Annotated in this window: 23 protein-coding genes; 13 read left to right on the top strand and 10 right to left on the bottom strand. The window is 57.7% G+C overall.

Annotated elements, in window-relative coordinates:
• Positions 1–5: 5 nt before the first annotated feature.
• Entirely contained in the window at positions 6–1,529 is a 1,524-nt protein-coding gene (locus ABD720_RS00190) for an NAD(P)H-hydrate dehydratase (RefSeq protein WP_344761155.1), read from the top strand.
• Here ABD720_RS00190 and ABD720_RS00185 read toward each other — a convergent pair.
• Positions 1,509–2,225 carry an ABC transporter ATP-binding protein gene (locus ABD720_RS00185; protein ID WP_344761154.1) on the bottom strand — a complete coding sequence of 239 codons (717 nt, stop codon included), beginning with the start codon at positions 2,223–2,225 and terminating at the stop codon, positions 1,509–1,511. The genes ABD720_RS00190 and ABD720_RS00185 overlap by 21 nt on opposite strands.
• Here ABD720_RS00185 and ABD720_RS00180 point away from each other — a divergent pair.
• The 3 genes from ABD720_RS00180 to ABD720_RS00170 all read left to right on the top strand — a co-directional run bounded on the left by ABD720_RS00180 (position 2,224) and on the right by ABD720_RS00170 (position 5,071).
• Positions 2,224–2,874 carry an arylesterase gene (locus tag ABD720_RS00180; protein ID WP_344761153.1) on the top strand — a complete coding sequence of 217 codons (651 nt, stop codon included), beginning with the start codon at positions 2,224–2,226 and terminating at the stop codon, positions 2,872–2,874. The genes ABD720_RS00185 and ABD720_RS00180 overlap by 2 nt on opposite strands.
• A gap of 4 nt (positions 2,875–2,878) precedes the next feature.
• Positions 2,879–3,937 (top strand): tRNA 2-selenouridine(34) synthase MnmH, encoded by a 1,059-nt coding sequence (gene mnmH, locus ABD720_RS00175; RefSeq protein WP_344761152.1) that lies wholly within the window; start codon positions 2,879–2,881, stop codon positions 3,935–3,937.
• Between the two features lie 912 nt (positions 3,938–4,849).
• A complete protein-coding gene (locus ABD720_RS00170; protein ID WP_344761151.1) occupies positions 4,850–5,071 on the top strand; it encodes a hypothetical protein in 222 nt (73 codons plus the stop codon).
• A 500-nt stretch (positions 5,072–5,571) separates the two neighbouring features.
• Here the strand turns inward: ABD720_RS00170 and ABD720_RS00165 are convergent, their stop codons facing one another.
• On the bottom strand, positions 5,572–6,510 hold the full coding sequence (locus ABD720_RS00165; RefSeq protein ID WP_344761150.1) for a class I SAM-dependent methyltransferase: 939 nt from the start codon (positions 6,508–6,510) through the stop codon (positions 5,572–5,574).
• Between the two features lie 171 nt (positions 6,511–6,681).
• Between ABD720_RS00165 and cls the strand changes: the two genes are divergently transcribed.
• A complete protein-coding gene (gene cls, locus ABD720_RS00160; RefSeq protein ID WP_344761149.1) occupies positions 6,682–8,076 on the top strand; it encodes a cardiolipin synthase in 1,395 nt (464 codons plus the stop codon).
• A gap of 333 nt (positions 8,077–8,409) precedes the next feature.
• On the top strand, positions 8,410–10,908 hold the full coding sequence (locus ABD720_RS00155) for a sensor domain-containing protein (protein ID WP_344761406.1): 2,499 nt from the start codon (positions 8,410–8,412) through the stop codon (positions 10,906–10,908).
• Between the two features lie 69 nt (positions 10,909–10,977).
• Here the strand turns inward: ABD720_RS00155 and ABD720_RS00150 are convergent, their stop codons facing one another.
• From ABD720_RS00150 to ABD720_RS00115, 8 genes are all read right to left on the bottom strand, one after another.
• Positions 10,978–12,186 carry an ABC transporter substrate-binding protein gene (locus ABD720_RS00150; protein ID WP_344761148.1) on the bottom strand — a complete coding sequence of 403 codons (1,209 nt, stop codon included), beginning with the start codon at positions 12,184–12,186 and terminating at the stop codon, positions 10,978–10,980.
• Positions 12,187–12,408: 222 nt separating this feature from the next.
• Complete coding sequence (locus ABD720_RS00145) at positions 12,409–13,110, bottom strand: ABC transporter ATP-binding protein (RefSeq protein ID WP_344761147.1); 702 nt, start codon at positions 13,108–13,110, stop codon at positions 12,409–12,411.
• Entirely contained in the window at positions 13,107–13,874 is a 768-nt protein-coding gene (locus ABD720_RS00140; RefSeq protein ID WP_344761146.1) for an ABC transporter ATP-binding protein, read from the bottom strand. The genes ABD720_RS00145 and ABD720_RS00140 overlap by 4 nt, the downstream gene beginning before the upstream one ends.
• Positions 13,871–15,142, bottom strand: a complete 1,272-nt coding sequence (locus tag ABD720_RS00135) for a branched-chain amino acid ABC transporter permease (protein ID WP_344761145.1) — start codon at positions 15,140–15,142, stop codon at positions 13,871–13,873. Before ABD720_RS00135 ends, ABD720_RS00140 begins: the two co-directional genes overlap by 4 nt.
• A gap of 4 nt (positions 15,143–15,146) precedes the next feature.
• Positions 15,147–16,094: a branched-chain amino acid ABC transporter permease gene (locus tag ABD720_RS00130; RefSeq protein WP_344761144.1), complete on the bottom strand. Its 948-nt coding sequence runs from the start codon at positions 16,092–16,094 to the stop codon at positions 15,147–15,149.
• A 214-nt stretch (positions 16,095–16,308) separates the two neighbouring features.
• Entirely contained in the window at positions 16,309–17,556 is a 1,248-nt protein-coding gene (locus ABD720_RS00125) for a branched-chain amino acid ABC transporter substrate-binding protein (RefSeq protein ID WP_344761143.1), read from the bottom strand.
• 95 nt (positions 17,557–17,651) lie between these two features.
• Entirely contained in the window at positions 17,652–19,304 is a 1,653-nt protein-coding gene (locus tag ABD720_RS00120; protein ID WP_344761142.1) for a 3-(methylthio)propionyl-CoA ligase, read from the bottom strand.
• Between the two features lie 119 nt (positions 19,305–19,423).
• Positions 19,424–20,200: a class II aldolase/adducin family protein gene (locus ABD720_RS00115; protein WP_344761141.1), complete on the bottom strand. Its 777-nt coding sequence runs from the start codon at positions 20,198–20,200 to the stop codon at positions 19,424–19,426.
• 172 nt (positions 20,201–20,372) lie between these two features.
• Here ABD720_RS00115 and ABD720_RS00110 point away from each other — a divergent pair, with 172 nt between their 5' ends.
• The 7 genes from ABD720_RS00110 to ABD720_RS00080 all read left to right on the top strand — a co-directional run bounded on the left by ABD720_RS00110 (position 20,373) and on the right by ABD720_RS00080 (position 26,819).
• Positions 20,373–21,575: a serine hydrolase domain-containing protein gene (locus ABD720_RS00110; RefSeq protein WP_344761140.1), complete on the top strand. Its 1,203-nt coding sequence runs from the start codon at positions 20,373–20,375 to the stop codon at positions 21,573–21,575.
• Between the two features lie 55 nt (positions 21,576–21,630).
• Entirely contained in the window at positions 21,631–23,133 is a 1,503-nt protein-coding gene (locus ABD720_RS00105; protein ID WP_344761139.1) for a protein adenylyltransferase SelO, read from the top strand.
• On the top strand, positions 23,130–23,564 hold the full coding sequence (gene msrB, locus ABD720_RS00100) for a peptide-methionine (R)-S-oxide reductase MsrB (RefSeq protein WP_344761138.1): 435 nt from the start codon (positions 23,130–23,132) through the stop codon (positions 23,562–23,564). The genes ABD720_RS00105 and msrB overlap by 4 nt, the downstream gene beginning before the upstream one ends.
• Positions 23,561–24,181: a septation protein A gene (locus ABD720_RS00095; protein ID WP_344761137.1), complete on the top strand. Its 621-nt coding sequence runs from the start codon at positions 23,561–23,563 to the stop codon at positions 24,179–24,181. The genes msrB and ABD720_RS00095 overlap by 4 nt, the downstream gene beginning before the upstream one ends.
• A complete protein-coding gene (locus tag ABD720_RS00090; RefSeq protein WP_344761136.1) occupies positions 24,178–24,459 on the top strand; it encodes a BolA family protein in 282 nt (93 codons plus the stop codon). The genes ABD720_RS00095 and ABD720_RS00090 overlap by 4 nt, the downstream gene beginning before the upstream one ends.
• 72 nt (positions 24,460–24,531) lie before the next feature.
• The gene (locus ABD720_RS00085) at positions 24,532–25,308 is read left to right on the top strand and encodes a peptidylprolyl isomerase (RefSeq protein ID WP_344761135.1); all 777 of its coding nucleotides are present in this window, start codon (positions 24,532–24,534) and stop codon (positions 25,306–25,308) included.
• Between the two features lie 524 nt (positions 25,309–25,832).
• Positions 25,833–26,819: an ABC transporter substrate-binding protein gene (locus tag ABD720_RS00080; RefSeq protein WP_344761134.1), complete on the top strand. Its 987-nt coding sequence runs from the start codon at positions 25,833–25,835 to the stop codon at positions 26,817–26,819.
• The last annotated feature ends 98 nt before the right edge of the window (positions 26,820–26,917 follow it).

Raw genomic sequence — 26,917 nt, 5'->3', positions numbered from 1 at the left:
GGTCGATGCACGCTCTTTACAAGGTCGCCACGATCCGCGCCATCGAACAGGCTGAAATGGCGACGCTGCCAGCCGGCACCCTGATGCAGCGCGCTGGCGCGGCGACGGCCCAGGCCGCACTGCGGATGCTGGCCCACAAACCGGCCGCGGCGACGATCCTGGTGCTGGCAGGTCCGGGCAACAATGGTGGTGACGCGCTCGATGCAGCAGCGCGATTGGCCGATGCCGGTGCCAGGGTGAGTGTCTTGTTGTGCGCCGAGCCGGATCGCTTGCCACAGGATGCCCAACAGGCCTTGCAACGCGCGCGCCTGGCACCGATGAACTTCATCACGACACTGCCTCCCGCACACTGGTCGCTGATCATCGATGGCCTGTTCGGCATTGGCCTGATGCGACCCATCGAAGGCGCAATGCGTACTTTGATCACGCGTGTCAATGAGCATGGTGGTCCGTTACTGGCCATTGATGTACCGAGCGGACTGGATGCCGATACCGGCGTCATTGTTGGTGGCGACGGCATCAACAGCATCGCCATCCGCGCCACCCGCACCATCACCTTCATTGCCGACAAGCCCGGGCTGCATACCGGGTTCGGACAAGAACAGGCCGGCACCGTCGACGTTGCCGATCTGGACATCGGCCCGGATCGGTTCCCGCCAACGACAATGCAGCTGTCCGCACCCACCTTGTTCACCAATGCGATCCGGCGTCGTTCGCAGGCCTCGCACAAGGGAACCTACGGTGAAGTCGTGGTGCTCGGTGGCGGAGACGGAATGACCGGCGCGGTGCTGCTGGCAGCACGGGCCGCATTGCTTGCTGGCGCTGGCAAAACCTTTGCCGCATTCGTCGGCACAGTGCCTAGTCACGATGCACTGCATCCCGAGCTGATGTGCCGTAGCGCCGCAACGGTCGACTACGGAACATCGGTCATCGTGGCCGGACCGGGACTCGGGCAATCTGACCCGGCACGGGGCCATTTGCTGCAAGCCCTGAACACGGATCGACCACTGGTACTGGACGCCGACGCACTCAACCTCATCGCCGCCGAACCGGACCTGAAAGCGCGCGTTGCACGCCACCCCGCTCCGGTCATCCTGACACCGCATCCGCTCGAAGCGGCACGCCTGATGGGTAGCACTGCAGGCACCGTGCAAGCCGACCGGCTCCACGCGGCGATGACCTTGGCACGCGACTGCAATGCCATCGTCGTACTGAAAGGGTCTGGCACCATCATCGCCCGCCCCGACGGCCAGCTCGCCATCAATCCGACCGGCAATCCGGCATTGGCCAGCGGCGGTACCGGCGATGTCCTGGCGGGTTTGTGCGGCGCCTTGCTGGCGCAGGGATGGCCGGCCTGGGAAGCCGCAACCGGTGCGGTGTGGCTGCACGGGCATGCTGCCGATGTGCTGGTAAAAAACGGTCACGGACCGGTCGGTCTGACAGCCAGCGAATTGTTGTTGCAGGTGCGGCGTGAATTGAACCGGTTGGTGCCGGCCACAGAGCTCAGCTCAAACGAGGCGCCCGGCTGAAATCGTAATAGTACTGGCGCAACGGGCCGCGATCGACGGATCATGCGTGACCAGCACCAGTGTCGACTTGCGCTCGCGATTGAGTTCGAACATCAGGCCGATCACGGCGTCGCCGGTGGCGGCATCGAGGCTGCCGGTGGGTTCGTCGGCAAACAGCAGCGGTGGCTCGGTCACGAAGGCACGTGCCAATGCCACGCGCTGCTGCTCGCCGCCGGACAAAAATTTTGGATAATGCTTCAGGCGGCTCGACAAACCAACGCGGCCCAGCATGGCTTCGGCCTTGTCCCGCGCGTTATCGTCACCACGTAACTCAAGAGGCAACATCACGTTTTCAAGTGCGGTCAAATGCGCAAGCAACTGGAATGACTGGAATACGAAACCCAATTTGGCCATGCGCAATCCGGCACGGCCATCTTCATCAAGGGCGAACAGATCAATTCCGTCGATCAGTACGGTGCCACTGGTGGGTGTATCCAGCCCGGCCATCAGGCCCAGCAAGGTCGATTTGCCTGATCCGGATGCACCGACAATTGCCAGCGTCGCCCCGGCCGGCACGGTAAAATCGACGCCGTCCAGTATGGTCAGTTCCCCGGTTGCATCGGCAACCCGTTTGGTTAATTGTCTTGCTTCGATAGCGGCTGGTACAGCCGCAGCGGCAGGAAATGAAGGAGTAATCGCAGTGGAAGAGTCAGGCATGCGCAATAAGTCAGGAAAGTGGATCAGTATGATCGGAGCGGCGCGCGCGGCAATGGTCATCGCGTTGGCGGTGTGTACAACGAGCGCCTATTCTGCATCAAAAGCAGTGCTCGTGCTCGGCGACAGCCTGTCGGCCGAATACGGTTTATCACGTGGCGATGGCTGGGTCGCGCTACTTGAAAAACGCCTGGCCGAAGCAAAAATCGACGCCACGGTAGTCAACGCCAGCATTAGCGGCGAGACCACCAGCGGCGGAAAAAGTCGCTTGTCGGCACTGCTGGCAAAAAACCGGCCGGCGGTCGTGGTGGTCGAACTGGGTGCCAATGACGGCTTGCGCGGGCTGGCATTGTCGGACACCCAGAAGAATCTGCGCGAGATCATCAACACGTCCAAAAAAGCCCATGCCCGCGTCGTCCTGGTGGGCATGCAATTGCCGCCCAATTACGGCACTGATTACACGAAGCGGTTTGCCGCGCAGTTTCCGGCGCTGGCCAAAGAGACCCGCTCCGCACTAGTGCCGTTCATGCTGGAAGGCGTTGTGACGCAACCGCAGTTATTCCAGGCCGACCGGATTCATCCGACCGCCGCCGCGCACCCGATTATTCTCGACAATATCTGGCCGCATCTCAAACCCCTCTTAACCAAGTGAGCTCATGAAGTATCCCGCCCTGCTCGCTTTTCCGGACCTGCTGCCACGCCTGGCTGACTTCGACGCCATCATCGACGTACGCAGCCCCGGCGAATTTGCCGAAGACCATTTGCCCGGCGCCATCAACTGCCCGGTACTGGACGACGCCGAGCGCGTGCGCGTCGGTACGATGTACAAGCAAGTCAATGCCTTCGAAGCCAAGAAAACCGGCGCGGTACTGGTCGCACATAACATCGCCCGCCACATCGAGACCCTCTTCATCGACAAGCCGAAAGACTGGCAACCGCTGGTGTACTGCTGGCGCGGCGGCAACCGCAGCGGCGCGCTGGCGCATATTCTGGCGAAGATCGGCTGGCCCGCGATACAGCTCGACGGCGGCTACAAGGAATTCCGCCGCCACGTCAATACCAGCTTGCCGGAACTCGCTGCACGGTTGCACTACCGCGTGGTGTGCGGCACCACCGGTAGCGGCAAAAGCCGCTTGTTGCAGACACTGGCCGCGCAAGGCGCGCAGGTACTCGACCTCGAACAGCTCGCCGAACATCGCGGTTCGGTATTAGGTGGCTGGCCCAGTGCACCGCAACCGAGCCAGAAAATGTTTGAAACGCGGCTCTGGCAAGCTCTGCGCCAGTTCGATCCGGAACGCGAAGTCTTCGTCGAATCCGAAAGCAAGAAGGTCGGCAACGTGCGCGTGCCGGAAGAATTGATGGAACGGGTACGGGCCTCTCCGTGTATCGCACTCGGTTTGTCGCAAACTCATCGCGTCGCCTTGCTGATGCAGGAATATGACAACTTCGTCCGTGATCCCGCCACGCTGGTCGAACAACTGGAGTGCCTGGTGACGATGTATGGCAAGGAACGTATCGGGCTGTGGCAAGAGCAGGCGCGTAACGGCGATCTGGCGACGCTGGTGGATGAATTGCTGGTCCAGCACTATGACCCGGCTTACCTCAAATCGATCGAGCGTAATTTCGGGCAGTATGGACAGGCGCTGGTCATCGACTTGCCGGATATTTCGACAGGCTCTTTTGAGGCAGCCGCGAGGCAATTGCATCCGGCATGAGGGCGCGGCACCTTCACACTTCAGAATCGTAGGTTGCCGTGAAAGATATCAGCCGTTCGGCCGCGCACTCCCGTCGCCCGACAGCGATGCGGTGGGTTGATGTGAAGTAAAACGAATTGAGCGCTTTGCAGGTCGACACTGCCATTCGAATGACATCCCTGCATTACGGCGTCTCGTACCGCCAGTTTCTTTCATTGTTCAGGGCGCCGCAAGGTGCGCTGCATGACTGTTGGGCTGCGAAGCCAGCCCTCGCAAGGTGGGCATCGAACAGCAAACACAGTGACGGTGACGTTGCCGAATCGTAGGTTGGGCTGCGAAGCCCAACATGCGTCAAGCTTCCTGCGCAGTGAGTTTTGCGGTAGCTAAAACGGTTGCTGCTCCGTGGAGCCAAGCCGGGTGCGGCCCGGCAGCCGCTCACTTTTTTTGCTTCGCCAAAAAGCAGTAACCAAGAAAAAGGCGACCGCTAGACCGCTGCCCTGCGGGTTCCCAAATACCGTGCCCGGTCAGGGGGAGGGCCGCAAACTCGCTACGCCACCGTCCGTTGGGCTGCGAAACCCAACATGCGTCAGGTTGCGTTGCGGGTCGCCACTGCGCGCGGTCGTCGGTAGCTAAAACGGGTTGCTCTCCGTTGATGCAAGCCGGGTGCGGCCCGGCAGCCGGTCACTTCTTTTTGCTTCGCCAAAAAGCAGTAACCAAGAAAAAGGCGACCGCTAGACCGCTGCCCTGCGGGTTCCCAAATACCGTGCCCGGTCAGGGGGAGGGCCGCAAACTCGCTACGCTCAGACAGTACGGCCCTCTTATCCCCTGCCCGGACACGGTATTTGGCAGCGGCCTTTTATGCGGAATTCAAGGTCAAGACCAAGCCCAGCCTTGGTGATTGGTTGATGGTCGTGCTCGCTTTGCGCGAGAAAGATGGCTTGTAAAAGCCTTGTAGATTTTGAGTTTGGCGTTGATTTTGATACTGAATTTGAAACTGGTTTTGACGTTGGTTTTGATGTTGGTTTTGACGTTGGTTTTGACGTTGGTTTTGAAGTCGATGTCGATCACGACGAGGAAGTTTTCTCGCGCAAAGCGAGCCTGACCATCAACCAATCACCAAGGCTGGGCTTGGTCTTGACCTTGAATTCCGCATAAAAAGGCCGCTGCCAAAAACCGGGTGCGGCAAGAGGATCAGAAGCCCGCACTGTCTGAGGTGTAGCAGGGGTTTCGGATCGCATGCGATCCGCCTGCGGAACGGGATCCGCTTGCAAGCGGATCTGCGCCCTGCAAGGGTAGCGAGTTTGCGGGCTTCCCTCTTGCCGTACCCGGTTTTTGGGAACCCGCAGGGCAGCGGTCTTGCGGTCGCCTTTTTCTTGGTTACTGCTTTTTGGCGAAGCAAAAAGAAGTGACCGGCTGCCGGGCCGCCCCCGGCTTGCCTCAACGGAGCGCAACCCGTTTTAGCTACCGCAGACCGCAGCCCGCCGACCGCGCGTCACGGCGACCCGCAAAGCAACCTGACGCATGTTGGGCTTCGCAGCCCAACGATTCGGCAACGTCACCGTCACTGTGTTGGCTGTCCGACGTACACCATGAAAGGGCTGGCTGCGCAGCTCAACCTACGACCCGGTAACGAAAATCAGGTTGTGTTTTTAACCCTATACCCCCTTGCGAGGGCTGCCTGCCAGCCGCGACCCGACACCGGCACTTACCCCACCAGCAAGCAAACAAGCCTTCATCGTCACCTGCAACGACGGCAGCGAACCGCCGGCCCGATACCGAAAACTGACCTGCAACACCTCCCCCGCCAGCACTGTAACCGGTTCGTTGAGCGGCAGGATCATGTAGTTGTTGAGCCAGTCGATGGTGGTGCCTGTTTGCATCAGGACGGCGAGTATGTTCTTCGTCACGAAACGCAGCGACGTCACGGTGCCGCTATGCGCCATCGTAAAGTTGCCGCGCCAGTCGATTTCCGGATCGATGTCGCGCTGGAAATCCAGCACGCTGTAGACCGCCGGTGGCGCCATCTCGCGCGTGTCTTCCGCGGCGATTGCCAGATCGCGAAACTGGACAATCGGCGCAATGAAGCCCTCGAAGTCGTACTCCACCTGCAGCGGTTGCACCGCCATGATGACAGCGTCCGGCACGAACACCGGCAAAGGTCCACCAAATTTTTCCAGATAGCGGCGCTTGAATGCGGTGATCACGTCCACTTGTTTCTCGCGCAGCATCCCGACGTGAATCATTTCGCAGATCACCACATCGACTGGTTCTGGCGGCAGGTAGTCGAATGCGTCAGCCTGGATCACGTCAACCTTGTGGCCGTTGGCATTCAGGTCCAGCAAACGGCGTGCCTCGGTCACCATGTCCGGATTAAATTCGACACACCAGACCTTGTCGGCAACAGCCGCAGCAAAAAATGACAGCACACCGGTACCACCGCCGAGCTCAAGAACCTTTGCGCCCGGGAACACGACCTGCTGAATAGCCGCCTTGAAGCTTTTCATGCGGCGCTGATCCATCAGCATGTTGTGGTGATAGTGCAGAGGAATGAATTGCCCCAGGTAGGAGCTTTCGACTTCACGTTCTGTCAGCATGGTTTTCCGTGATGTGTTGATTCAACATGATCAAGACGCTATCTCAAATCAAATCTTTAATAAAAGCAACTTTTAACGACTATTTGTGACCGGGATCACATACAGCGGATATTGCCCAGTTGTACAATCTCGGTTCCTGCACCTGCCACCCCCCCCACGGAATTGATCATCATGCACGCTGCCTGCCCCAACATCTTCAAGATGCTTCGCCTGCTGGCGCTGCTTGGTCCGTTATGCCTTCCTGCCTGTGCAAACCTGCCGAACGTGCAGTATGTCGACAAGCCACTCACGCCTGCCGCCCAGGTCAGCATTGAAAACGCCCGCGGCAACAAACTGTCACAGGCCCGTGTGAAGGCCATGCTGGACCGACGCCTGCGCAATTCGACCATCGACCTGCGCGCCCGGGCCGCCCTGGAAGAAGCCGTCACTGGGAGTCCGCTCATCGCCGGCAATAGTGTCACGCTACTGTACGACGGACCGCAAACCATGAACGCGATGATGGCGACGATCCGTGCAGCAAAAAGCCACATCAATCTCGAAACCTATATCTTCGACCAGGACGAGCTGGGCCTGAAGTTTGCCGACCTGCTCATCGAACGGCAACGCGAAGGGGTCGCCGTCAACATCATGTACGACAGCGTTGGCACGATCGGCACGCCCGACGCCTTTTTCGATCGGATGAAACAGGCCGGCATTCATCTGATGCCATTCAATCCGATCAACCCGACCAAACGCTTCGGCAGCTGGGAATTGAACAGCCGCGACCATCGCAAGATCCTTGTTGTTGATGGCAAGGTTGCGTTCACTGGTGGCGTCAATATCAGCGACACCTATTCACGTAGTTCGCTGTTCCGCTCGAAATCACGGCCAGGCCAGAAAACTGGCTGGCGCGACACGCACATCCAGATCGAAGGTCCGGCCGTCGCCGCATTGCAGGCGATTTTTATTGATGGGTGGGAAAGCCAGAAAGCCGGCGACATGGCCGAAGGCGATTATTTTCCACCGCTGTCCAACGCAGGTGACCGCATCCTGCGGGTACTGGCCAGTAGTCCCGAGAGCGATCACGAAATCTACCGCGCTTACGTGCTGGCAATGCAGCAGGCAACCAAATCGATCTATCTGACCGCGGCGTATTTTGTGCCGGATATCCAGATCGTCAATGCGCTCAAACAGTCCGCCGCGCGCGGTGTCGATGTGCGGCTGGTGCTGTCGGGCGTCACCGACAGCGGACTGGTCAAGCATGCCGGCGAATCCTACTACGACGACTTGCTGGCCAGCGGCGTGAAAATTTTCCAGCTGAACGTATCAGTTCTGCATGCTAAAACTGCAGTGATCGATGGCGTCTGGTCGACCGTGGGGTCGACCAATCTGGACACCCGCAGCTTCCTGCACAACAACGAGGTCAACGTGATTGTGCTGGGCGAAGCCTTTGGTGCCAGCATGGAAAGTGCCTTCAACGAAGATTTACGCGATTCGACCGAGATTACCCGGGCCAGCTGGAGCGAGCGGCCACTGGTCAGCCGGATCAAGGAATTCGCTGCGCGTTCGCTGGAATACTGGTTGTAGAACGCGGCCGGGTTCGACCGGCAACCCGCGAGAGTCAGCCCGCAACCTCCGCCGGGCCAGCTATGGCCGGCATTTTTCTGACTCCGCTTTGCCGCGTCATCGGAGCAGTTCGACGCTGAATCACGGTGTCGTTGTTTGATCTGCCATGCGCCACATCAATACCCCGCCTCTGTTCACGTTCATGATTTAGTTTCGCTGCGCACGCACGGCGCAGAGTGCAATTCAATCAGCGGAAAACAGTCTGCAATGGCCGATACTCCAAAGCCCGGTTCAACGCCAGAGTCAGAGCTCGGGTCACAGCATCCCGAGTCACAGCGTCACGACGAGCGGGCCTTGTCGGGAAATTTATCCAATGCCCTCGTTCACGAGAACAGCACCAGGCGCATCGCTTCCGGTAACGAAGCCATCGATGTCTTGTCCCGCTTTGTTTCGGCCATCGAATACACGCCATTGGTGGCCATCCAGAGCATAGACCGCACGGGTATCGTCCGGTTCTGGAACAGCATGAGTACGACCATTTACGGAATTCCGGCCAGAGAGGCGATCGGCAGGCGCTTGTCGGATTTGCTGCAGCATCAGGATAAAGAACCGGAGTTCGCCGATACCATTGACCATATCTGGCAAACCGGGCAAGCCGTGTTGCCACGGGACTGGCAAATCACCACCTCTGCTGGCGCCAATCTCTGGGTGTACTCGACCATGTTCCCGGTCTTCCGGGAGAAAAAAATCCATCAGATCTTTTGCATGGATATCGACATCACCCTGCGCAAGCGTGAAGAACAGGCGCTGCTGGCACTGGGCGCCAATTTCAGAACACTTTTCGACCGATCCGCCGACGCCATCCTGCTTATCGAAGACAACTACTTTCTGGAGGTCAACCCGGCTGCGCTGACGCTGTTTGGCTACGCCAGAAAATCCGATCTGGTCGGTCGCAACAGCAACGATATTTCGCCAACGACGCAACCGGATGGCAAGCCATCGTCAGAAAAATTCAGCCAGATGCTTGAACTGGCCCATCAAAACGGCAATTATCGCTTCGACTGGTTGCACGTCAATGCATCAGGAGAGACCTTCTGGACGGAGGTACTGTGTACCGAAATTCCGATCGACAGCAAGGCCTTGCTCTACATCGTGGTGCGTGACATCCGCGAACGCAAACACGCGGAACAATCCTTGCAACTGGCTGCACAAGTATTTGAAAACAGTCAGGAGGGCATCCTGATTGCAGACATGAACCAGCGCATCGTGTCCATCAATCGGGCACTCTCCGACATCACCGGGTACACGATCGACGAGGTCGTCGGGAAGGAGCCGCAAAGTCTGTGTGTGGCCATGCGTGACAAGGCGCAGTTCAAGACCATATCCGATGAAGTCCATGCGCACGACCGCTGGCAAGGCGAACTGTGGGGCCGCCATTGCAACGGTCGCGGCTTCCCGCTCTGGCTATCCATTTCAGTAGTACGCGACAGCCACAGGAACGTCGTTAATTACATCGCGATCATGACCGACATTTCGGACCGCAAAGCGTCGGAAGAGCAGATGCGGCACATGGCTGAACACGACTTCCTGACCGGCCTGCCTAACAGGGTGCTGTTGCTGGACAGATTGCAGCAGGCCATCGCCGTGGCCGAGCGCAACGCAATAAAACTGGCCCTGTTGTTCCTTGACCTCGACCGGTTCAAACATATCAACGATTCGTTTGGCCATCATGTGGGCGACAAATTGCTGCAGGCCATCGCCGAACGACTTACCAAGTGCGTTCGCGCCATCGATACCGTCAGCAGGCTCGGTGGCGACGAATTCGTGATCATGCTGGTCGATGTGGGCCGAGGCGAACCGATTTCCCATATCGCGGACAACGTGCTCAATGCGGTCAGCATGCCGTACTCGATTGACGGTAACGATTTCATTATTACCACCTGCATCGGTATCAGTACCTATCCGAACGATGGCACCGATATGGATACGCTGATCAAGAATGCCGATACCGCGATGTACCACGCCAAGGGAAATGGTACCAACCGCTACCAGTTTTTTGACGACGAGATGAACCGGCGGGTCGTGGAACGCACCTTGCTGGAAAACAGTTTGCGCAGCGCGCTCAAGAGTAGTGAGTTCGTGCTGGAATATCAGCCGCAGATGGACATGCGAACCGGCCAGATCGTTGGCGTCGAGGCACTGATACGCTGGGCCCATCCGGCGCTGGGTCTGATGCTGCCAAGCCGGTTCATCGCCGTGGCCGAGGAATGCGGCCTGATCGTGCCCATCGGTGACTGGGTCATGCGCACTGCCTGTCTGCAGGCGAAGGCATGGCAGGACAATGGGCATCCGCTAGTGGTATCCGTGAATCTTTCAGTGGCACAATTTCATCAAAAAAGCCTGCTAAAAAGTATCGTTGACGCCTTGCAGCAGGCACAGTTGGCACCGCAATTCCTGGAACTGGAAATCACCGAGAGTATTCTGATGGATGAAGCCAAGGGTGGCATCGACACCTTGCGGGTGCTGCGCAATATTGGCATCCGACTGGCCATCGATGATTTTGGTACCGGCTTTTCCAGCCTCAGCTATCTCAAGCGCATTCCCATCAACAAACTCAAGATCGATCAATCGTTCGTGCGTGACATCACCGTCGATCCGGAAGACGCCGTCATCATCAATGCCATCATCGTGATGGCAAAGAGCCTGAATCTGACCGTGATTGCGGAAGGCGTCGAGACGCAGGAACAATATCGTTTTCTGCAGGCGCATGGCTGTGACGAATATCAGGGCTACTACTCCAGCAAAGCGTTGACCGCTGATATGTTTGCAAGACAGTTTTTGCAGCCGTCATAGCACGTCATCGATCAAACAAACAGCGAAACATCCGGGCAAGTCGAAGAGCGATGGCCCGATGGCAACACATTACTTCCCCTTGAAACGCAACACCGCACCGCGGCGCTGGTCCTCGCTATCAGCGTAGTCGATACGACCACCGGCGATCTTGCCGATCCACAGCATGTTCAACGTGATGGCGTCATGGTCCAAGGCCGTGAACGGGTGACTGTAGCTGGTGATGACACCCTGATAGCGGGTCTCCAGGTTTTCCATTGCTGCGCGGATCTTGCTGCCGTCGCCAGAATTGGCCTGACGGATGGCGCGATACAGCAAGTGCATGCCGTCATACCCCTGGGCTGCACTCATTGGCGAGGCAATCAGGTCGGTCTTGAACATGCGCTTGTACGCGAGCAAAAAGCTGTTCTTGCTGGACGAGCCCAGATCCTGAATGAACGTCTGTGGCATCAGCACGCCCTCGCCTGCCTTGCCGGCCCCATCAATAAAATTACGGCTGGAAAAAGTCCAGCTGCCCATCATTGGCGCCTTCCATTTGAGCGCCTCCCGATTCCTGGCAATCACGGCCAGTTCAGGCCCGATGCCCCACACTACGAGCGCCTGCGAGCCGCTCTGCATGGCACGTCCAACCTGGGCACTCATGTCGGTATCGCCAACCTTGAAGCGCTCGTGCGAACTCAGCGTGATCCCGCCACTGAGGCTTTCCTGTGTGAACGCTGCAGTACCGGCGTCGCCGTAGGCGGTCGCGTCGGCCAGCCACGATACCGCGGTGAGCTTGCGGCGCTTGAGCTCCATCACCAGAGCTCGTGCCTCCAGGTCCAGCGTTGGCGAAATGCGGAAAATATAATTGGCGGGTGTCGCCGGGGGTGCGTATTTTTTGGTGAGGGTGGTGCCGGTAGAGACGGCGATCAGGAGCGGAATGGCGGCTTTCTGGTAAGCGTCGATCGAGGCCAGGCCGACGCCGGTATTGGCGATGCCGATGGTTGCAGTGACACGCTGACGAACCAGTTCATCGGCGATCTTTGCACCGAGATCGACTCTAGCTTCATCATCACGCTCGATCAGTTCAAACTTCTGGCCATTGATACCGCCGATATTGTTGATTTCGTCGACTGCCAGCCGGATGCCGTTGCGCATGCTCTCGCCTAGCGGACCGGAGCCACCGGAAAAAGGACCGGAGACCCCGATGCGGATCGTCGGCGACGGACCGATCTGTGCCCGTGCGGGCATTACCGTGGAGGCTGACAGCAAGGCTGCGCCTAGTAGTCTGGAAAGCTTCATCGCCGGTATCTCCGTTGTTATCGCTATTGTCCAGATTCTAAAGTGACTCCGGTACAGCAATAGAAAAAGAGAGAACAATGTTGGTTTTCCACGCCAGTCGGCCTGTTCGCCACGCATCGGGATGCAAAGCCGATTTACACCGCAAACACACTGCAGACACAGCACAGGCAAGCAATCCGGCGAACCGGCACCCGACCACAGGCACCCGAACCCCGACGCCGATCACACCTCCAGCCACTCCTTGCGTATCGCGTCATTCGCCCGCAAATCCGCCGGCGTCCCCTCGAACACGATCGAGCCGTGCCCCATGACATAGACCCGCTGGGAAATCTCCAGCGCAATGGCGAGTTTTTGCTCGACCAATAAAATCGAAATACCCCGATTCTTCAGCGCATTCAGATACTCGGCCACCAGATCGACAATCTTCGGTGCCAGGCCTTCGGTCGGCTCGTCGATCATGATCAGATCCGGGTCGCCCATCAGGGTGCGGCACAGCGTCAGCATTTGCTGTTCGCCACCCGACATCACGCCAGCGGCGGTGTGCTGCCGCTCACGCAAGCGCGGAAACATGGTGTACATGTCATCGAGCGTCCAGCGTGACTTTCGGCCTTTCTTTTCACCGAGGATCAGATTTTGCTCGACCGTCAGCGACGGAAAAATGTCGCGGTTTTCGGGCACGTAGCCTAGCCCTTTGTGGGCGATCTGGAAGGCCTTCAAGCCGATCATTTCTTCGCCTTTGAAGAGGATCGATCCGGTTGCATCGACCTGTCCCATGGCGGCTTTCACGGTAGTCGACCGACCGACGCCGTTACGCCCCAGCAGGCTGACGATTTCGCCCTCATTGACCACCAGGTCGACGCCATGCAGTACATGGCTCTTGCCATAGTACGCATGCAGATTTTTGAGTTCCAGCAGTGCTGTCATGATGCCGCCTCCTCTGGCGCGTGGCTGCCCAGATAGGCTTCCTGTACTTTCGCATTACCGCGAATATTGGCCGGCGTGTCGCAGGCGATCATCTCGCCATACACCAGCACCGCAATTTTGTCGGCCAGACCGAACACCACGCTCATGTCGTGCTCGACCATCAGCAGCGTCTTGCCGACCGTGACCTTGCGGATCAGTTCGACCGCCGCGTCGGATTCGGAGCGGCTCATGCCGGCAGTGGGTTCATCGAGCAGAATCACGTCGGCGCCACCGGCGATAGTGATGCCGATCTCCAGTGCGCGCTGTTCTGCATAAGTCAGCAAACCGGCTGCCACCGAACGGCGACGCTGAAGGCCGATCTGTTCGAGTACCGCCTCGGCCCGTTCATGCGCATCCTTCAGGCCATTGAGCCGATGCCAGAACGAGTACTTGTAGCCGAGCGACCAGAGCACCGCGCAACGCAGGTTTTCATACACCGTCAGGCGATGGAAAATATTGGTGATCTGAAAGCTGCGCGACAGTCCAAGCCGGTTGATTTCAAACGGCCGCAATCCGACCGTGCTGGCGCCATTGAGCAGGATGTCGCCACTGCTGATGCCGAAGCGTCCCGAGATCAGGTTGAACAAGGTGGATTTGCCGGCGCCGTTCGGGCCGATCACTGCGAAGCGTTCGCCTGTCGGCACTTGCAGATTGGTGCCGCGAATGATCTCGGATTTGCCGAAACTCTTGCGCACATCTTTCAATTCGAGGGAAAACGCACTCATGCTTGCACCTTCCTGGTAATTGCTTCGATGTCGGTATTGGCTTCGCCCCAGACGTGCTGGAAAGGCGCCTTGACGCGATAGAACGCGATACCGCCTGCGACCAGCAACACGGCACCAACGATCCATGCGGTCGGTGCACCGGTATCGACATCGAAACCGAACAACCGCATCATGGGACCGGCACCGGCGCCGAGAGTGACGTGGTAGAGCAATTCGATCAAGCTCACTGCACCGAAAAACATGACCGTAGCAGCACCACAGATTGCCGCCAACATGGGTGCGATGCGCCGGAACATGCCGTAGGCAACCATCCGCACATTTATCATCAGCAGACTGGCCAGCCCACCCGGTGCGTACATCACGATCAGGATGAAGAAAACGCCAAGGTACAACTGCCATGCCTTGGTGAAATCGGACAGCATCACCGTCATGAAAATACCGACCACGGCACCAAGTATCGGACCGAAGAAAAAGCCGATTCCACCGATGAACGTGAACAGCAGCACGCCGCCGGAACGCAGGGCGCTGACATTTTCAGCACTGACGATTTCGAAATTGATCGCTGCCAGACCACCTGAAATACCTGCGAAAAAAGCCGACAGGATCAATGTCATGTAGCGCACCCATTGCGTATCGTAGCCAATGAATTCGACCCGCTCCGGGTTGTCGCGTACTGCATTGGCCAGTCGGCCCAGTGGCGTTTGCGTGAACGCATACATGCCGATGGTGCTGATGAACAGCCAGAACGCAATCAGGTAATACACCTGGATTTGCGGGCCAAACGTGATGCCCATGAACGGCTCGCCGATCACGCGGTTGGTCGAGACACCGCCTTCGCCGCCGAAAAACTCCGGAAACATCAGCGACGCTGCAAACACCAGCTCGACCAGCCCGAGGGTGATCATGGAAAACGTGGTGCCGGATTTCTTGGTCGTGACGTAACCGAACAGGATACCGAAACCCATCCCGGCAATGCCACCGATCAGCGGGATCAGCACCACGGGAATGGGCGCACCGGCAGCCGCAATGTTCATCGCATGGATGGCGAAAAAAGCACCCAGGCCGGAATACACGGCATGGCCGAACGACAGCATGCCGCCCTGCCCCAGCAGCATGTTGAACGACAACGAAAAGATCATCACCGTGCCGATTTGCGATAGCAACGACAGCGATGCACCCTTGGTGAACACCAGCGGGGCGACGATCAGCATCAAGGCAAACCCGGACCAGATCAGCCAGCGTGACAAATTAAGAGGTTGGTAGGTCATGGCGTCATCCCTCTCGTGTACCCATCAAGCCCTTGGGCCTGAAGATCAGTATCAATACCAGCAACAGGTACGGCATGATCGGTGCCACCTGCGACACGGTCAACTTCAGTACCGCATACCCCGGCGTCATGGAGGTGATTTGCGCCCCGAACTGCGACAGCAGACTAATGAAGGAATAGTCGATCGCCACCGCAAACGTCTGCAGTACACCGATCAGCAACGACGCCATCAACGCACCCACCAGCGACCCCATGCCACCAACTACGACCACCACGAAAATGATGCTGCCCACGGTACCGGCCATACTGGGCTCGGTCACGAACGCATTGCCACCAATCACACCGGCCAGACCGGCCAGTGCACAGCCGCCACCAAACACCAGCATCAGCACGCGCGGCACGTTGTGGCCCAGTGCTTCGACGGTGTCGGGATGGGTTAACGCAGCCTGAATCACCAGACCGATACGGGTACGGGTCAGTACCAGGTAAATCGCCAGCAGCATCAGGAGCGCAATGAGCATCATGAAGCCGCGATAGATCGGGAATGTGGTGGTGTAGAGCGTGAACAGCGGGCCATCCAGCTCCGCCGGAATTTTGTAGGGAACCGTGCTGCGACCCCAGATCAGCTGCACCAGTTCGACGATCACGTAGGACAGGCCGAAGGTGAATAACAGCTCCGGAATGTGACCGTACTTATGTACCGAACGCAGGCCGTAGCGCTCGACCATCGCACCCAGCACGCCGACCAACAGTGGGGCCAGAATCAGTGCCGGCCAAAAACCGAACATGGTTGAAATCGTGTACGCAAGATACGCACCGAGCATGTAAAAGCTGGCGTGTGCAAAATTAAGCACACCCATCATGCTGAAGATCAGGGTCAGGCCCGACGACAGCATGAACAGCAAGAGCCCGTAGCTCAAGCCGTTTAGCAAAGTGATTAGCGTGAACTCCACGGGGGGAAACCTTTATTTGATGGATTTTTACAGAGTCGACAAGCGGCAATAAGTTCGCACAAACGCTGAACCGGAACAGCCGGTTGCGGCGTGATGCCCGTTCCGGACCCGCCATAAAAAACCGGCCGTCGGGAATGTCACGGCGGCCGGCGATGATGGTGCGGGTGCGAAGCTCAGGTGCACACTTCAGCGACCCATTTCAACTACACGACAATTACGACTTTTCAGGCCGTTTCATCACACACGATGTTGGCTGTGCAGCGATATAGGTATCGACTTTCTGATCCGTCTTCCAGCCGTAGCCGGTGTTTTCCTGATCGTACTTGACGGTTTTTCCATCGACCTTGGACCAGGTTGCGATATACAGCGGCTGCTGCAACTGGTGATCCGCCTTGCGCATCTCGTCTTCGCCATTGAGACTGTTGAACTTCATGCCTTCAAGCGCAAAGGCCACTTTGGTTGGATCGGTGGATTTGGCTTCCTTGATGGCCTTGGACAGCATCTGCACGATGTTGTAAGTCGCCAGCGTGTAGAAGTCATCGTTGTACTTCTTCTTGTACGCTTCGACGATTTCCTTGCCGGAGAAGGTCTCGTTGTTTGGATGCCAGTAGCTGACCTGCTTGACATGGTCGGCGCCTGCCGCACCCATCGCTGTCGGCACACCAGTGGTACCTGCGTAATACGTATAGAAGTTGGCTTTCAGGTCCGCATCCTTGCCGGCCTTGATCAGCAACGCCAGGTCGGCACCCCAGTTTCCGGTGATAACAGTGTCGGCGCCGGAAGCCTTAATCTTCGCCACGTACGGCGAGAAGTCCTTGACCTGTCCGATCGGATGCAAATCGTCGCCGACGATCTGGATATCCGGACGCTTGCGCTTGAGGTATTCCTTGGCAGCGCGAGTGACTTGCTGACCATGGGCGTAGTTCTGGCCGATGATGTAGACCTTTTTGATCGACGGATCCTTGGCCATGAAGCTGGTCAACGCTTCCATCTTCATGTCGGAATTGGCATCAAAGCGGAAGTGCCAGAAACTGCACTTGCTGTTGGTCAGGTCTGGATCGATCGCGGCATGGTTCAGGAAAACGATTTCCTTGCCGGGATTGCGTTCGTTGTGTTTGTTGATCGCATCGATCAGCGCCAGTGCCACCCCTGAACCATTGCCCTGGGTGATGTACCGATAACCCTGGTCAATCACGGTTTTTAGCTGGGTCAGCGATTCTTGCGGACTACCCTTGTTATCGAAGCCGACGAATTCCAGCGTATTGGCGCCGGCCAGCTTTTGCTGGTTGGCGGTTTCTGCAAACATCTGATAACTTTTCAGCTGATTCTGGCCGATCGGTGCGAAGGCGCCGGACAAGGTATCAATAAAAGCGACCTTGACGTTTTCGGCAAAGGCAACTGGTGTCGCGCAGGCTGCGGCGACGGACAGGGCAAGTACGAGCGGGCGGAACTGGATTGTCATTTGTCTCTTCCTCTAAGGGTTTTATAGGTATGACTGCGATCTGACTACGGTGCTAACTACGTTGAACGGTGATGCTGCTTCAATGCCTTTATGATTTATGCGGTCGGTAATTTGTACTCCTTGAACTGTTCACGCATCTTGTTTTTCAGGAATTTCCCGGTTGCGCCTATCGGCAACGCATCGACGAAAGCGACATCGTCGGGCGTCCACCACTTGGCGATCTTGCCTTCATAAAACGCCAGCAATTCTTCCCGTGTCACGTCAAAAGATGCCCGCTTGACCACGATCAGCAGTGGCCGCTCATCCCATTTCGGATGAAATACGCCGATGCAGGCTGCCTGTAACACGGCCGGATGTGCCATCGCGATATTTTCGAGGTCGATGGTGCCGATCCATTCGCCGCCGGACTTGATGACGTCCTTGCTGCGATCAGTAATCTGCATGTAACCATCGCCATCGATGGTGGCCACATCGCCGGTCGGGAACCAGCCGTCTTCGAGGACGCTGCCACCTTCCTGTTTGTAATAACTGCTGATGATCCACGGTCCCTTGACCAGCAAATTGCCGTAGGTTTTGCCATCCCATGGCAGCTCCAGTCCGGCATCGTCAACGATCTTGATATCGACACCGTAAATGGCGTGACCCTGCTTTTCGAGCTTCGCCTGCTTGTCATCTTCCGATAAGCCCATGTGCTTCGATTGCAGCGTACAGGAGGTACCCAATGGCGACATCTCTGTCATGCCCCAGGCATGGACCACTTCGATGCCATAGCGATGACGCAGGGTTTTCATCATCGCCGGCGGACAGGCCGAGCCACCGATGACGGTGCGTTTGAAACTGGAGAAGGTCAGATTGTTGTCGGCCACGTAATTCAGCAGGCCGAGCCAGACGGTCGGTACGCCAGCCGAGAAGGTGACTTGTTCCTGCTCGAACAGCTCATACAGCGATTTGCCGTCCAGTGCAGGTCCGGGGAATACCATCTTGGCGCCGGTCAGCGGTACCGAATATGGCAGGCCCCAGGCGTTCACATGGAACATCGGCACGACTGGCAGGACCGAGTCACGGCCCGAAACGTTCAAGCTGTCCGGCATGGTCGATGCGAAGGAATGGAGGATGGTGGAACGGTGCGAATACAGCGCGCCTTTCGGGTTGCCGGTGGTGCCCGAGGTGTAGCACAGGCTGGACGCGGAATTTTCATCGAACAGCGGCCATTCGTAGTCGGTCGAAGCGGCGGCAATCAACTCTTCGTAGCACAACAGGTTCGGAATCTTGCTGTCGGCCGGCATGCGATCACGGTCGCACAGCGCGATGAAACCCTTGACCGTCGTGCAATGCGCGGCAAACGCTTCCACCACTGGCAGGAAGGTCATGTCGAACATCAGGTACTGGTCTTCGGCGTGGTTGACGATGTAAGCGATCTGTTCCGGATGCAGGCGCGGATTGACCGTATGCAGCACGGCACCGGAACCGGACACGCCGTAATAGGCTTCCAGATGACGGTAGCCGTTCCAAGCCAGCGTGGCGACGCGGTCACCCATCTTGACGCCGAGGGTGCCGAGCGCGTTGGCCAGCTGGCGTGAGCGGGTATGGCAGTCGTGATAGGTGTAACGGTGGATATCACCCTCAACCCGGCGAGAGACGATTTCGTTATCCCCGAAATGGCGGTCGGCGTGTTGAATGATGCTGGAAATCAGCAATGGCTGGTCCATCATCTGACCCATCAACGGGCTCTTTGGATACGGCGACATCTGTTCTCCTGGGTTGCTTTTTATCTGATGCGGGCGATTTTCGTACGACCGTGCGGAAACCGTCAACGCCTTTCGATGCTGCAGTGCGGCACAAAGTGCGCGCTGCTTCCATTAAAAATTTAATTCCGGTAAGACGGATCGGCGCGATCCAGTCGACGCAGCAAGCCCGGCCAAGCGAGCATGCCGCCCAGCGACTTCGTCGCAGCACGCGCCTGCTCCTGCGCGGTACTGATGATGGCATCCGGAATCGTGATCAACTCCCCGCCGCCGGACTGGGCGCGGATCTGGATGTTGCAGGCGGTATCGAAGGTGTACATGTTCAGGAATGCATCCGCGATGGTCGACCCCAGCGTCAGCAAGCCGTGATTGCGCAGCATGAAATACTGATTGCGACCCAGGTCGGCGACCAGGCGCGCTTTCTCGTCGTCACGCAACGCCACGCCTTCGTAGTCGTGATAGGCCAGACTCGACAGAATAAAAATGGATTGCTGAGACAGCGCCAGCAGGCCTTTTTTCTGCGCCGATACCGCTACGCCATTCACGCTGTGCACATGCAGCACACATTGGGCGTCGTGACGTGCAGCGTGGACTGCGCTATGGATCGTGAAGCCGGCCGGATTGACCGGAAACGGCGAGTCGTCGAGCTTGTTGCCATCGAGATCGATCTTCACCAGCGATGACGCGGTGATCTCGTCGAACATCATGCCGTACGGGTTAATCAGGAACTGATCGTGGATACCGGGAACACGGGCGGTGATATGGGTAAACACCAGGTCGCTCCAGCCATAATCCGCGACCAGCCGGTAGCAGGCGGCGAGGTCTACGCGGGTCTGCCATTCTTCCGGTGAAACTTTGTTTTGCAGCGAAGGGATCCCTAACTTGTCAGGTGCGTTCATTCGTGTCTCCTCTATTTTTAAGGCAACATAGCATGCGTTGCCCATTTATTGTGATGGCTAAGTAGTTTCCGCAATCGGGATGTGCCTGCTGCTGGGTCTCCTGATCCGTACGCCGCTTGCAATGCAATGTACACGAACCAAGTCGATCAATGCACCTCTGCCAAGGATGACCATGCCCGCTGACAATGACCTTCAACAACCTGCTTTCAACGACGCCGCACTGGCGCGCATCGACCGCGTGATTCAATCTGAAATCACAGCCGGACGCATCCCCGGCGCCACATTGCTGGTCGAACGCGGCGGCAAGGTCGGTCTCGATAAAGCCTATGGCAGCTTGCGGCCTGACGGCACTGTGGCGATGACCACCGACGCGATTTTCCGGATTTATTCGATGACCAAACCGATCGTCTCGGTGGCCATCATGATGCTGGCCGAACAAGGCCGCTTGCTGATTTCTGAGCCGGTCTCGCACTATCTGCCGGAGCTTGCCAACCTGCAGGTCGCGCAGGAAACCGTCGCCGCAGATGGCAGTCGCACCATGCAACTTGTGCCCTGCGAGCGCGAAATGACGATACAGGATCTGCTGCGCCATACCGCCGGACTGACCTACGGGATATTTGGCGCGCCAACACTGGTGAAGTCGGCCTACACCGCCAGTGGCATCGAAAGCCGCCACGTCACCAATGCCAAACTGATCGCGTGCCTGGCTACATTGCCGCTGGCGTTTCAGCCCGGCACGACCTGGGAGTACAGCCGTGCGACCGATTTGCTGGGCGCACTGCTCGAACGGATTTCGGGACAGACGCTGGATGTGTATCTGGAGGAGCAGATTTTCCAGCCACTGCAGATGCACGACACCGGTTTCTGGGTGCCACCGGAACAGCACCACCGCATCGCCGAACCCTTTGCGATTGATCCCGTGACCAGCCAGCCGGTACGCCTGATCGATGTGCGCAGCCGACCGGACTTCCTGTCTGGTGGCGGTGGCCTGGTATCGACCGCGCGCGACTACCTGCGCTTTGCGCGGATGATGCGCAATGGCGGCGAACTGGAGGGTGTGCGTCTGCTGTCGCGCAAGACGGTGGAATTCATGACCAGCGATCACTTGGTCGGGATGGATCAGGCCAGCAGCGCAGCGATGTATTTGCCGGGGCCGGGTTACGGATTCGGACTCGGCTTTGCCGTGCGCACCGCAACCGGCGCAGCTTATACACCCGGTTCGGTGGGCGACTTTCACTGGAGCGGACTGGCTGGCACTTACTTCTGGATCGACCCGAAAGAGGACCTGATCGCGATCTGGCTGATGCAGGCGCCGGAGCAGCGCGACCGCTATCGCCAGCTGGTACGCAATCTGGTTCATGCCAGCCTGGCCTGAACGGCATGGCAATGATTGCATTACCATGCAGGCTAACCGCATCCACACGACAACCATGAATTCTCCGCTTCCCCTGCAGCACCACAGCGTTGACTCGCTGCCATTCAGCACAGCGTTCACCGCGCTGCCGCCGCCGTTTTTTATGCGTTTGCAGCCGACCGCCTTGCCGCAACCGTATCTGGTCTGTGCCAGCGCGTCGGCAGCGGCATTGATTGATCTGGACCCGGCCCAATTTTCCACCGACGAGTTCATCGAGACCTTCACCGGCAACCGGATACCGGACCATGCCCAACCCCTTGCCGCCGTTTATTCGGGGCATCAGTTCGGCGTCTGGGCTGGTCAACTGGGCGATGGTCGCGCCATCCTGCTGGGCGATGTGCCGGCGGCCGGCCAGCCGGCACCAGCCCGCATGGAGCTGCAACTCAAAGGTGCCGGACCGACGCCGTACTCGCGCATGGGGGATGGCCGCGCCGTCTTGCGCTCCTCGATTCGGGAGTTCCTGTGTTCGGAAGCGATGGCCGGACTCGGCATCCCGACCACGCGGGCGTTGTGCGTGACCGGCTCCGACCAACTGGTCATGCGCGAAACCCCGGAATCGACTGCGGTCGCAACCCGCATGGCACCGAGCTTCATTCGCTTTGGCTCCTTCGAACATTGGTTCTACAACAAAAAACCGGAGCAGTTGCGCATCCTCGGTGATTACGTCATCGACCAGCTGTACCCGGACTTGCGCGACGCAGCCAATCCCTACGCCGCCTTGCTCGCCGAAGTCACGCGCCGCACCGCCCACATGGTGGCGCACTGGCAGGCGGTTGGCTTCATGCATGGCGTGATGAATACGGACAATATGTCGATCCTTGGACTGACACTGGATTACGGTCCGTTCGGCTTCATGGAAGCCTTCGATGCTGGCCATATCTGCAATCACACCGACCAGCAAGGACGCTACGCGTACAGCATGCAGCCACAGATCGCCCACTGGAATTGCTTTGCGCTCGGCCAGGCCATGCTGCCATTGATCGGCACGGTCGAGGATACCGAAGCCGCGCTGGCAGGCTTCAAACCGGAATACGACGCCAAAATGGCCGCGCTGCTGCACGCCAAGTTGGGACTGACCACGCAACAGGCTGACGACAGCTTGTTGATCGATAGCCTGTTTGCGATACTGCAAGCCAGTCACGTCGATTTCACGTTATTTTTCCGCAGGCTCGGCGAACTGCAGATGAACAACCCGGCCACCGACGCACCGTTGCGCGATCTGTTCATCGACCGCACCGCCTTTGATGCCTGGGCACTCCAGTACCGCACAAGACTGCAGACTGAAGACCGGACCGATGCAGATCGCCGTCTTGCAATGCACGCAGTCAACCCCAAATACGTACTCCGGAATTATCTTGCGCAAGTGGCGATCGAAAAAGCCGAGGCAAAGGATTTTTCGGAAATTGCCAAACTGCTCGCCATTCTGGAAAAGCCGTTTGACGACCAACCGGAACACGAAGCCTACGCGGCCCTGCCACCCGACTGGGCCAGCCAACTGGAAGTGAGTTGCTCATCATGACAAACAAAGTCGTAAAAACCGATGCCGAATGGCGTGCCGCGCTGGCGCCAATGGACTATGAAGTAACCCGCCATGCTGCCACCGAGCGCGCCTTTACCGGCCGCTTCTGGGATCACCACGAACAGGGCATCTATACGTGCGTGTGCTGCAAGACACCGCTGTTCGAATCCGATGCCAAGTTCGATTCGGGCTGTGGCTGGCCCAGCTATTTCAAGGCGCTCAATCCGGACAATGTCAAGGAAGTGGTGGACCGCAGCCACGGCATGGCGCGTACCGAGATCATCTGCAATGTTTGCGATGCGCACCTCGGACATGTGTTTCCGGATGGGCCAAAGCCTACCGGTTTGCGTTACTGCATCAACTCCGCCTCGCTCAGTTTCGAGTCCACTCCGGATACCCTTGCCGATACCCACCACGAGAAGCCAGCATGAAGTTTCTGTTTGACCTGTTCCCGGTAATCCTTTTCTTCGCCATGTTCAAATGGGGCGAGAGCAACGTGGTCGCCGCGCAAGAACTGGCAAGCCAGTATCTGTCGGGACTGGTTTCTGGCGGCGTGGTGACCGCAGCCCAGGCGCCTATCCTGCTCGCCACGACGGTGGTCATTGTTGCCACGCTCGCCCAGATCGGCTGGCTGCTGGCGCGTCGCAAAAAGATCGATGTCATGCTCTGGGTCTCGCTGTTGATCGTCGGCGTGTTTGGTGGCGCGACCATTTATTTTCATAACGAAACTTTCATCAAATGGAAACCCACGGTGCTGTACTGGGCATTTGCTGCCGTCTTCCTGGTCAGCCAGTTCGTGATGAAGAAAAACCTCATCAAGACCATGATGGGCGAGCAGGTCGACTTGCCCGCTGCGGTGTGGACACGACTGGGTGTCTCATGGGCGATATTCTTTGTCGTCATGGGATTCCTGAACCTGTATGTGGCGTTCACTTTTTCGACCGCGACCTGGGTTAATTTCAAGTTGTTTGGCGGCATGGGATTGATGTTCCTGTTCATCCTGGCGCAGAGCCTGTTCTTGTCCAAACACATGCAGGAGCCAAAATGAGCGACCGCGAAACCCGCATCAAGGCACGTCTGCTTGAAACCTTTTCACCAACGGTTTGTCAACTGGTGGATGAATCTGCTGCGCATGCCGGGCATGCCGGCGCAGCCTCCGGCGGGAGCCATTACCGATTGCATCTGGTGTCGTCGCGTTTTGAGAACGAGTCACGCGTGAACCGCCACCGGCTCGTGTATGATTGCCTTCGCGATATGATGCAGCACGAAATCCACGCACTCGCACTGAGCGTCGAAACCCCTTCCGAGGCAATCCACGCGACCTGAATTTGATGGCGGTATCGACTTCCGCAACACACCTTAACATCCACTTTTTATTTTCCATTTTAGGAACTGATAATGACTTTGAAACCTGCCCGTTTGCTTGTACTGCTTCTCGCTGTAGCCGCACTCCCGGCGATGGCACAGAACATCGCCGTCGTGAATGGCAAAGCCATTCCATCCAGCCGTGCTGACCTGATGGCCAAACAAGCGGCTACCCAGGGACAAGCCGATACACCAGAACTGCGCAAGATGGTCAAGGAAGAACTGATCAATCGCGAAGTACTGGTTCAGGAAGCCGACAAACTTGGCCTGGGTAATTCAGCCGACGTCAAAACCCAACTCGAAATCGCCCGCCAGTCACTGGTCATCCGCGCACTGGTCGCCGACTACGTTAAAAAGCATCCAGTCAGCGACGCCGAGATCAAAGCCGAATACGACAAGTTCAAGGCAACCGCTGGCGACAAGGAATACCGCGCCCGCCATATCCTTGTAGAAAAAGAAGACGAAGCAAAAGCCATCATCGTCAAGCTCAAAGGCGGCGCCAAGTTCGAAGAGCTGGCCAAGGCATCAAAAGATCCAGGTTCGGCTGCCAATGGTGGCGATCTGGACTGGGCCTCCCCTGCTTCGTTCGTGAAGCCGTTCTCGGATGCGATGGTCGGCCTGGCAAAAGGTTCGTACACGGAAACCCCGGTCAAAACCCAGTTCGGTTACCACGTCATCAAGCTTGAAGACACCCGCGCAGCAAAAGTGCCGGCGCTGGAAGAAGTCAAGCCACAGATCAGCGAAAGCCTGCAACAGAAAAAACTGCAGGAATATCAGCAGGAACTGCGCGCCAAGGCCAAAGTTCAATAAGTCGTCGTTCAGCCAGCAACAGAGAGCGCTCTTCGGAGCGCTTTTTTTTGGGGAACGGTATGGTCATCCCGACATTCGGTAATGCCGTTCAGTGCAACCTGAACAGCATTTCTTTTTATCTGCCGATGATCACGCTAGGTAGCGACCTTTGCATCCGTGCCAAGAACCGCAACACTCAGCGTGTCCGCCAATTCCTGGGGCGAACCGCCTCGCTTTGAGGCGATGGTCATCCGGCCATTCATCCTCATTTTGGTGAACCGCAGGCTGGATACCCCGTAAATTGCCTGGCACAAACTTTGCATAGTAATCTTCAAGAGTAGAAGCTGTCAGTAACCGCCGGGCACCCGTCCCAGGTTATCGGTCATTGCTCTGGTGACGCTAGTGCCGTCGCATGCTGAGGTTCGGTCCTTCAGCATTTGTGTTTGCGCCGTTTGATGGTGCGAGTACAGCAGAGACTGGCAGCCTTCCGGCTGTCTCTGGCCCGGCACTGTCGTCTTTCCATATCAACTCTGGAGAAATTGACAATGCAACGCAAACTGACACAACAGCTCACCCGCCTCACCTGCGCTATCGCACTGGTGACCCTGTCGACCGCTAGCCTGGCGCAGGACAAGGTGACTTTCCTCACCTCCTGGTACGCGCAAGCCGAACACGGAGGCTTCTATCAGGCAGTGGCCGCAGGCATCTACAAAAAGCATGGTCTGGATGTCACCATCAAAATGGGCGGCCCCCAGGTCAATGGCATGCAACTGCTGACCGCAGGCCAGGCCGACTTCATCATGGGTTACGACTTGCAGGTGCTCAAGTCTCTGGAACAGGGCTTGCCAGTGACGACGGTAGCCACGTCCTTCCAGAAAGATCTGCAAGGCCTGATGACACACGAGAACGTCAACGGCCTGGGCGATCTGAAGACCAAGACCATATTGGTGTCCACCTCGGGTCGCCCCACCTGGTGGCCGTGGATGAAAGCCAAATACGGCTACGCCGAAGCACAGGCACGCCCCTACACCTTCAACCTGCAGCCTTTCTTTGCCGATCCCAATACGGTACAACAGGCCTATCCCTCGTCCGAGCCCTACCAGGCCAACAAGGCGGGCGTAAAAACAAAGTTTTTCCTGTTTGCCGATGAAGGTTACCCGCCCTACGGCACCACCATCGTGGCCACCACCAAACTGGTGGCAGAGAAACCCGATCTGGTGCAACGCTTCGTACGCGCCAGCATCGAAGGCTGGAAAGCCTATCTGGCCAACCCGGCAGCAGGCAATGTGCTCATCAAGCAGGACAACCCCAAAATGGATGATGAGCAAATCACCTTTGCCATCCAGCGCATGAAAGAACTCAAGGTGTTTGACGGTGGCGACGCCACCAAACTGGGCGCCGGTGTCATGACCGATGCGCGCTGGAAGCAGACGTATGACTTCATGGTGGGTGCCGGCTTGCTGAAGGCCGACACCGACTGGAAGAAAGCCTACACCACGCAGTTCGTCAAAGACCTCAAGGTCATGCCCTGAACACTGAACACTGAACCCGTCTGATCGTTGTTCCTGCTGGCGAAGGCGACCATAGTGGCGCGCCGGCCAGTGCTGCTCCGCTGCGCAAAAAAGCGAAG

Origin of the sequence: Actimicrobium antarcticum (assembly GCF_039536745.1) — a bacterium.
GTDB lineage: Bacteria > Pseudomonadota > Gammaproteobacteria > Burkholderiales > Burkholderiaceae_D > Actimicrobium > Actimicrobium antarcticum.
This window is presented reverse-complemented; position numbering and strand designations above follow the sequence as displayed.